The following is an 8,404-nucleotide window of genomic DNA, read 5'->3' on the forward strand; positions in this document are numbered from 1 at the left end:
GCGCGCCGGGCGAGGTGCGCGATGAACCGGGCCGTCGTGTCGTCCCGCATCGACGCGGCGCGTGCGCGCGTGTCGCCGTCGCCCGCGCGCCGCGTCTGGCAGCGCTTTCGCCAGCAGCGCCTCGGCTACTGGAGCTTCGTGATCTTCGTCGTCGCCTTCGCCGCGAGCCTCGCGGCGCCGCTGTGGTCGAACGACAAGCCGCTCGTCGTGCACTACGACGGCCAGACCTATTTCCCGATGTTCCATGCGTATCCGGAGACGACCTTCGGCGGCGACTTCCCGACGCCGGCCGACTATCTCGATCCGTATGTCCGCAAGCGGCTCGAGGCGCCGGGCAACTTCGTCGTCTATCCGCCGAACCGCTACTACTACGACACGCTGAACTACTTCTCGACCGTGCCGAACCCGGCGCCGCCGTCGCGCGCGAACTGGCTCGGCACCGACGCGCATGGGCGCGACCTGCTCGCACGGCTCGTGTACGGGTTCCGCGTGTCGGTCGAGTTCGGGCTGATCCTGACCGCGATCGGCACGCTGCTCGGGATCGCCGCGGGCGCCGTGCAGGGCTTCTTCGGCGGACGCATCGACATCGTCGGGCAGCGGCTGATCGAGATCTGGAGTTCGCTGCCGGAGCTGTACCTGCTGATCATCTTCGCGTCGATCTTCGAGCCGAGCTTCCTGCTGCTGATCGTGCTGCTGTCGCTGTTCGGCTGGATCGGCCTGGCCGACTACGTGCGCGCCGAGTTCCTGCGCAACCGCACGCAGGACTACGTGCGCGCGGCCCGCGCGATGGGGCTCACGAACGGGCAGATCATCTGGCGCCACGTGCTGCCGAACAGCATGACGCCCGTGATCACGTTCCTGCCGTTCCGGATGAGCGGCGCGATCCTCGCGCTCACGAGCCTCGACTTCCTCGGGCTCGGCGTACCGCCGCCGACGCCGAGCCTCGGCGAGCTGCTCGCGCAGGGCAAGGGCAACCTCGACGCGTGGTGGATTTCGCTGTCGACCTTCGGCGTGCTGGTCACGACGCTGCTGCTGCTGACCTTCATGGGTGACGCGCTGCGCAACGCGCTCGACACGCGGATCGCCGATTCGGTGCGCGCGGCGGGAGGCCAGCGATGAGCGACACGGTCGTATCGAACGCGGGCGAACCGCTGCTGTCGCTCGAGCATCTGCATGTGCGCTTCGGCGACACGGTGGCCGTCGACGACGTGACGCTCGCGATCGGCCGCGGCGAGCGCGTCGCGCTCGTCGGCGAGTCGGGATCGGGCAAGAGCGTGACCGCGCTGTCGATCCTGCGGCTGCTGCGCGATGCCGACGTGAGCGGCACGATCCGCTTCGCCGGGCACGACCTTGCCGGCAAGAGCGAGCGCGAGATGCGCGGGCTGCGCGGCTCGGACATCGCGATGATCTTCCAGGAGCCGATGACGGCGCTCAACCCGCTGTATACGATCGGCGCGCAGATCGGCGAGACGATCGTGCTGCACGACGGCGTGACGGCGTCGGAGGCACGCAAGCGCGCGATCGCGCTGCTTGCGCGCACCGGCATCGCGGAGCCGGAGAAGCGCGTCGACAGTTACCCGCACCAGTTGTCGGGCGGCCAGCGGCAGCGCGCGATGATCGCGATGGCGCTCGCCTGCCGGCCGCGGCTCTTGCTCGCGGACGAGCCGACCACCGCGCTCGACGTGACGATCCGCGCGCAGATCGTCGACCTGCTGCTCGAGCTGCAGCGGGAGGAGGCGGAAAAGCGCGGGATGGCGATCCTGCTGATCACGCACGACCTGAACCTCGTGCGGCACTTCGCCGAGCGGGTCGCGGTGATGGAGCGCGGCAAGCTGGTCGAAAGCGGGCCGGTCGAGCGGATCTTCGCGGAGCCGGATCATCCGTATACCCGGCGGCTGCTGAACAGCCGGCCGCAGCGCGCGGTCGCGCCGGTGATGCCGATCGCGCCCGTCGTGCTCGATGCGCGCCACGTCAGCGTGCAGTTCGCGCGCAAGCGGCCGGGCTTCGCGGGCTGGTTCGGCACGACGCCCGTGACGGCGGTCGCGGACGTGTCCGTGTCGGTGCGGCAGGGCGAGACGCTCGGGATCGTCGGCGAATCCGGCTCCGGGAAATCGACGCTCGCGATGGCGCTGCTCGGGCTGCAAAGGACGGCGCACGGCGAGATCGAATTCCAGGGGCGCGCGCTGTCGACCTATCGCGGCCGCGAGCAGACTGCACTGCGCTCGAACATGCAGGTCGTCTTTCAGGATCCATTCAGTTCGCTGTCGCCGCGTCACACGATCGAGCGGATCGTCGGCGAGGGGCTCGAGCTGCATCGCCCGGAGCTCACGCCGGATGCGCGCCGCGCGAAGTCGCTGGCCGTGTTGCGCGAAGTCGGCCTCGACCGCACGGTGCTGCATCGCTATCCGCACGAATTCTCCGGCGGCCAGCGCCAGCGGATCGCGATCGCGCGCGCGCTCGTGCTGGAGCCGCGCATCCTGATCCTTGACGAACCGACGTCCGCGCTCGACGTGTCGATCCAGCAGCAGGTGCTGAAGCTGCTCGCGAATTTGCAACAGAAATACAACCTCGGCTATGTATTCATCAGCCACGACCTGGAGGTGATCGGTGCGATGGCGCACCGGGTCGCGGTGATGCAGGGCGGGGCGATCGTCGAGTCCGGAGAGGTGGCCGATATCTTCACGAAACCGTCACATCCTTACACACAAAAGCTGTTGAAAGCGGTCTGGAAAGCGTGATAAGCGTCCAATGGTCTGACCATCTCGATTGTATTTTTTAATTTGTTTTGACAAACGATTACGCGCTGGCTAGTATCGACCGAAATTTTCCGCCAATCAGCTGATTTTTAAGCACATTCCATCGCCCAATGCAGCATCGATCCCTGACCCAGGCATGCGCGCGCACCCTCGCCGGGCTGTTCATCGGCGCCCTGTTCGCAGCAGCTCCCGGCGCGTTCGCCGACGAAGTCAGCAGTTTTAACCAGAATGTCACGAATTCGACTCAAATCGGGTCGAGTTCCTCCCTCCAGCAGACCAGTGCCCAGTCGTCGAGCGGCGGCGCGAAGTCGTTTCTTGCCGGCATGGCGGGCAAGGCAGGCGACGTCGTCGTCGGCGCGCTGAACATGATCGGCGTGCGCTACCGTTGGGGCGGCAACTCGCCGGATTCCGGCCTCGACTGCAGCGGTTTCGTGCGCTACGTGTTCCAGGACACGCTCGGCATGTCGCTGCCGCGTCGCGCGGAAGAGATGAGCCGCGTCGGCGAGAAGGTCAGCATGAGCAACCTGAAGCCGGGCGACCTCGTGTTCTTCAACACGATGCGCCGTACGTTCTCGCACGTCGGCATCTACATCGGCGACAACAAGTTCGTGCATTCGCCGTCGACGGGCAGCACGATTCGCGTCGACGATCTCGACAACGGCTACTGGGAAAAGCGTTTCACCGGCGCGCGCCGGCTCGAGTCGGAGTTCCCGATGAAGGCCGACGACCTGCGCCAGCGCGTGCGCGCGACGATCGGCGACGACGCGGCGAACGGCAGCAACTGACGCTCGCCGGCGATCGGCCGGATCAAGAAAACCCTGTCACCGAAAGGCGGCAGGGTTTTTTGTTTTGGGGCGCGCGGAAGCGGCGGGGTGCCCCTATGTGTTTCGTCAAGCGTTAGGGGCTGACTTGGGTTGGTAAATGGTGCCGTCGCGCAGCATGGCGAACAGAACGTCGCAGCGTCGCCGTGCCAGTGCGATGAGGGCCTGGTTGTGGCGCTTGCCTTGCTGGATCTTGCGCGAGTAATAAGCCCGCGAGACTGGGTCTCTTAAGGCCGCGAAGGCAGAGAGGAACAAGGCTCGCTTGAGCACCTTGTTGCCCCGTCTGGATGGGTGCTCGCCACGGATCGACGAGCCTGAGCGCCGGGTTACCGGGGCAAGGCCAGCATAGGCTGCCAAGTGGGCGGCCGAAGCGAAGGCTTTGTGGGCAACTTCGGTCATGAGTCTGGCGGCGGTCCTGACGCCGACTCCCGGCATGCTGGTCAGGACCGGCCAAAGAGGGTGAGCAAGCACCAGTCGTTCAACTTCGGCAGCGACCTCGTCGCGTTGCTGACGCAAGGCCGCAAGCTGCTGGGCCAAACGGGGCATGACGATGGTGGCGGCTTGCGTGCCAGGCACGGTCACGGCTTGTTCGCTCAGTGCCTGAACGATCTCGGCCGCTAAGCCTTTGCCCATGCGAGGAGCGAGCTTGGTCAGGCGATTGGCGAGCGTCTTCTCGCTGGTGCCGGCAAGCGCGGCGGGCGACGGATAGCGCTCAAGCAGATCGAGTACCGCTGGATGGTCAAGGCGCGGTCCGAGAACACGCTCGAGCGCCGGATGGATCTGAGTAAGCAGGCCGCGAATGCGGTTGCTGGTCTGCGTGACCTGAGCGGCGAGGTCGTCATCGAAGCCGCAGAGCATGGTGAGTTCGGCGAGCTGCTCGTCGGCCAGTCGAAGCGAGCGCAGCGTATGCGGCATCGAGCGAGCGGCTTCGGCGATGATGGCGGCGTCGCGGGCATCGGTCTTGGCTTCGCCGGCGTGCAAATCAGCGATGCGGCGCATGGCCAGTCCGGGCAGATAGGCAACGAGTACGCCTTCAGCGCGGGCGACGGCTACAGGAAGCGCACCGATGGTGGAAGGCTGATCGACGACGAACAGCAGTCGACCGTGAGTCTTGAGTTCGGTGATGAGGGCGCGCAGCTTGGCCTCGTCGTTGGGTAGAGCCCTGTTGTACAGGCGCTTACCGTTCCGATCGAGTGCCACGGCGTGATGATGACCTTTACCGACATCGACGCCGACAAAGACATCGACGGCGTCACGTTGTTGAGTGTCTTGCATCGAAGTTTATGCAGAGTGAACGGATTGGCCTGCAACAACGGTGGCAAGTCTCGGCATCCACGTTACGGACGGCGTCGGGATATCCCGGCCAAACCCCTATCAGCGATCACCAGCCACCCACCAGGCCCGGTGACAACACCCCCCGGATCATGACTGCGACTGGGGGCGAGAATCATGCCGGGCCTGGCTGGCCATAGCCCCGATTATCGGGGCGTGAAGATAGTAACGGGGGCGGTGCTGTTGTCGCCGGGGGCGCCGCGCCCCGCGATGCGTCCGCTTATGCCGCCGCGGCGCCGCGGGCCGTCGCGAGCTTGCGTTGCAGCTCGGGCATGATGCGCGCGACGGCTTCCTCGCCCGCGAGGATCGCCGCGTTGCGCTGGTTGAAGTCGCTGCCGCTCATCGCCGCGAGGTTCGGGCGGATCACGACATCCGCGTATTTGTCGAGCTCGTAGGTCTTGATCGTCTGGCCCATGATCGTGAAGGTCTGCAGCAGCATCTCGATCGGGTTGTTGGTCGCCGCGCCGTCCGGCCGCGACGAGATGTCGACCGCGATCACGAAGCTCGCGCCCATCTTGCGTGCGAACGACGCGGGCACCGGGCTCACGAGGCCGCCGTCGACGTATTCGCGGTTGCCGATCTTCACGGGCTCGAACACCGACGGCACGCTGCACGACGCACGCACCGCCAGCCCCGTATTGCCCTGCTGGAACAGGATCGGCTGGCCGTTCTGCAGGTCGGTCGCGACGATGCCGAGCGGCTTCGCCATCTTTTCGATCGGCCGGTTGTTGAGCGTCTTGTTCAGGAAGTTCTGCAGCGCGACGCCCTGCAGCAGCCCGCGCGAGCGGAACGGCAATGCCCAGTCGCTGATGGCCGCCTGATCCATGTCGAGCGCGATCTTGTTGATCTGCAGTCCGCTCATCCCCGACGCATACAGCGCGCCGACCACCGAGCCCGCGCTCGTGCCGGCCACGATCTCGACCGGGATGCCGCGCGCCTCGAGCGCCTTCAGCACACCGATGTGCGAGAAGCCGCGGGCGGCGCCGCCGCCGAGCGCGATGCCGATCTTCACGGGCTTCTCGCGCGACTGCGCGGGATTCGCGGCGTTGTCGGGGCGGGACTTGTCGCCGAACGACGTGCAGGCGGCGAGGCTGGCGGATGCGCAAGCGATCGTGAAGTGACGGCGCGACAGGCGAGGGGACGACATCGAATGGTTCTCCGGCGGCTTGGCGGCGGGCCCTGCGGCCCGCGGCGGCGATAGGTTCCGAGCGGCCGTGCGGCAGAAACCGCGCGGCCGGCGCGGCGCCGGCTGGCGGCCGCGGCGCGCACATCATAAAGCAAGCGGCGCGCTTGGCGCGAAGGGCGGCGCGAGTATAATTCCGGCTTCTTTCCCGTTCCGGGCGCGGCCGGCCCCATTGCTGTCCGGGCTGTCGCCGTCGATCCCGCGTCGAATCATTCATGCGCCCCAGGCGTTCGAGTTACCGTTTATGACCCGTCCTGTCCGTACCCGCTTCGCGCCGAGTCCCACCGGCTTCATCCACCTCGGCAACATCCGCTCCGCGCTCTATCCGTGGGCGTTCGCGCGCAAGATGAACGGCACGTTCGTGCTGCGTATCGAGGATACCGACGTCGAGCGCTCGTCGCAGGAAGCCGTCGACGCGATCCTCGAGGGGATGCAGTGGCTCGGCCTGGATTTCGACGAAGGCCCGATCTACCAGATGCAGCGGATGGACCGCTATCGCGCGGTGCTCGCGCAGATGCTCGAGCAGGGCCTCGCGTACCCGTGCTACATGTCGGCCGAGGAACTCGACGCGCTGCGCGAACGCCAGCGCGAGGCCGGCCTCAAGCCGCGTTACGACGGCACGTGGCGTCCGGAGCCGGGCAAGGTGCTGCCCGAGCCGCCGGCCGGCGTGAAGCCCGTGCTGCGGTTCCGCAATCCGCTGACCGGCACGGTCGTGTGGGACGACGCGGTGAAGGGGCGTGTCGAGATCTCGAACGAGGAGCTCGACGACCTCGTGATCGCGCGTCCGGACGGCACGCCGATCTACAACTTCTGCGTGGTCGTGGACGACATGGACATGAACATCACGCACGTGATCCGTGGCGACGACCATGTGAACAACACGCCGCGCCAGATCAACATCCTGCGCGCGCTCGGCGGCGAGCCGCCGGTCTATGCGCACCTGCCGACCGTGCTGAACGAGCAGGGCGAGAAGATGAGCAAGCGGCATGGCGCGATGAGCGTGATGGCGTATCGCGACGCAGGCTTCCTGCCGGAGGCCGTCGTCAACTATCTCGCGCGTCTCGGCTGGTCGCACGGCGATGCCGAAATCTTCTCGCGCGAACAGTTCGTCGAATGGTTCGACCTCGAGCATCTCGGCAAGTCGCCCGCGCAGTACGACCACGGCAAGCTGAGCTGGCTGAACGCCCACTACATCAAGGAAGCGGACAACGCGCGACTCGCCGCGCTGGCGAAGCCGTTCCTCGACGCGCTCGGCATCGACGACGCGGCGATCGCGACGGGCCCCGCGCTCGACGCCGTGGTCGGCCTGATGAAGGACCGCGCGACGACGGTCAAGGAGATCGCCGAAGGCGCCGCGATGTTCTACCGTGTGCCGGCGCCGGATGCCGACGCGCTCGCGCAGCACGTGACCGATGCGGTGCGCCCGGCGCTGGCCGATCTCGCCGCCGCGCTGAAGGCGGCCGACTGGACGAAGGAGGCGGTGTCCGCCGCGCTGAAGGCGACGCTCGGCGCGCACAAGCTGAAGATGCCGCAGCTCGCGATGCCGGTGCGCCTGCTGGTGGCGGGCACGACGCATACGCCGTCGATCGACGCGGTGCTCGTGCTGTTCGGTCGCGATGTCGTGGTGTCGCGTATCGAGGCCGCGCTGGCCTGAGGTTGGGGCGAGTGCGAAGCTGCCCGTACGTGACGTCACGGGCGGCTTCGCAAAAAATTTCGCTCGAATCGCAAAAAGGGTATTTACAAGTTCAAATTCGGTCCATATAATCTCATTTCTGTTCTGCAAGGGGGTATAGCTCAGCTGGGAGAGCGCTTGCATGGCATGCAAGAGGTCAGCGGTTCGATCCCGCTTACCTCCACCATCAGAGCAGAATGGATTGATTTGCGAAGCAGTGGTGGTAGTAATAAATGCTTCACAAAATGATTTAAAGCAGTTAGAATTTCGGCCTTCGCTGTTGATGATGAGTGAATAGCGAAAGTCAGACAGATCTGAAAAGATTATGTCCCCTTCGTCTAGAGGCCTAGGACATCACCCTTTCACGGTGAGTACAGGGGTTCGAATCCCCTAGGGGACGCCAGATTCAGCGGCGTTTCGTAGAAGTGTCGCGAGGCTTGCAGGAACGTAACCGACGTCCTGCAGGTAACGGTGCAAAAAGTTGGAGCGGTAGTTCAGTCGGTTAGAATACCGGCCTGTCACGCCGGGGGTCGCGGGTTCGAGTCCCGTCCGCTCCGCCAGAACGAAGCCCGTTCAAGACGTTTTTGAGCGGGCTTTTGTATTAAAGATGTAAGCAGTACGTTGTCCCCTTCGTCTAGAG

General features: G+C 65.7%; 6 protein-coding genes and 3 tRNA genes. 7 read left to right on the top strand and 2 right to left on the bottom strand.

The genetic code is table 11. The annotated features are described in order from the left end of the window. Positions 1-21: 21 nt before the first annotated feature. From U5771_RS16605 to U5771_RS16615, 3 genes are all read left to right on the top strand, one after another. Positions 22-1,119 (top strand): ABC transporter permease, encoded by a 1,098-nt coding sequence (locus U5771_RS16605; protein WP_322024975.1) that lies wholly within the window; start codon positions 22-24, stop codon positions 1,117-1,119. Further along, the gene (locus U5771_RS16610) at positions 1,116-2,738 is read left to right on the top strand and encodes a dipeptide ABC transporter ATP-binding protein (protein ID WP_322024976.1); all 1,623 of its coding nucleotides are present in this window, start codon (positions 1,116-1,118) and stop codon (positions 2,736-2,738) included. Before U5771_RS16605 ends, U5771_RS16610 begins: the two co-directional genes overlap by 4 nt. A 128-nt stretch (positions 2,739-2,866) precedes the next feature. Continuing rightward, positions 2,867-3,541, top strand: coding sequence for a C40 family peptidase (locus tag U5771_RS16615; protein WP_322024977.1), 675 nt, complete (start codon positions 2,867-2,869; stop codon positions 3,539-3,541). A 105-nt stretch (positions 3,542-3,646) separates the two neighbouring features. Here U5771_RS16615 and U5771_RS16620 read toward each other — a convergent pair whose 3' ends face one another. Further along, positions 3,647-4,852, bottom strand: a complete 1,206-nt coding sequence (locus U5771_RS16620; protein WP_322024978.1) for an IS110 family transposase — start codon at positions 4,850-4,852, stop codon at positions 3,647-3,649. 277 nt (positions 4,853-5,129) lie between these two features. After that, positions 5,130-6,056 carry a patatin-like phospholipase family protein gene (locus U5771_RS16625; protein ID WP_322024979.1) on the bottom strand — a complete coding sequence of 309 codons (927 nt, stop codon included), beginning with the start codon at positions 6,054-6,056 and terminating at the stop codon, positions 5,130-5,132. A gap of 280 nt (positions 6,057-6,336) precedes the next feature. On the opposite strand from U5771_RS16625, the gene gltX reads away from it, so the two are divergent. The 4 genes from gltX to U5771_RS16645 all read left to right on the top strand — a co-directional run bounded on the left by gltX (position 6,337) and on the right by U5771_RS16645 (position 8,324). Then, entirely contained in the window at positions 6,337-7,746 is a 1,410-nt protein-coding gene (gene gltX / locus U5771_RS16630; RefSeq protein ID WP_322024980.1) for a glutamate--tRNA ligase, read from the top strand. A 129-nt stretch (positions 7,747-7,875) separates the two neighbouring features. Next, positions 7,876-7,951, top strand: a tRNA-Ala gene (locus U5771_RS16635). 140 nt (positions 7,952-8,091) lie between these two features. After that, positions 8,092-8,167: transfer RNA gene (locus tag U5771_RS16640), tRNA-Glu, on the top strand. Positions 8,168-8,247: 80 nt separating this feature from the next. Next, a tRNA-Asp gene (locus U5771_RS16645) sits at positions 8,248-8,324 on the top strand. The last annotated feature ends 80 nt before the right edge of the window (positions 8,325-8,404 follow it).

Source organism: Burkholderia sp. BCC1977, assembly GCF_905339595.1.
Lineage (GTDB): Bacteria > Pseudomonadota > Gammaproteobacteria > Burkholderiales > Burkholderiaceae > Burkholderia.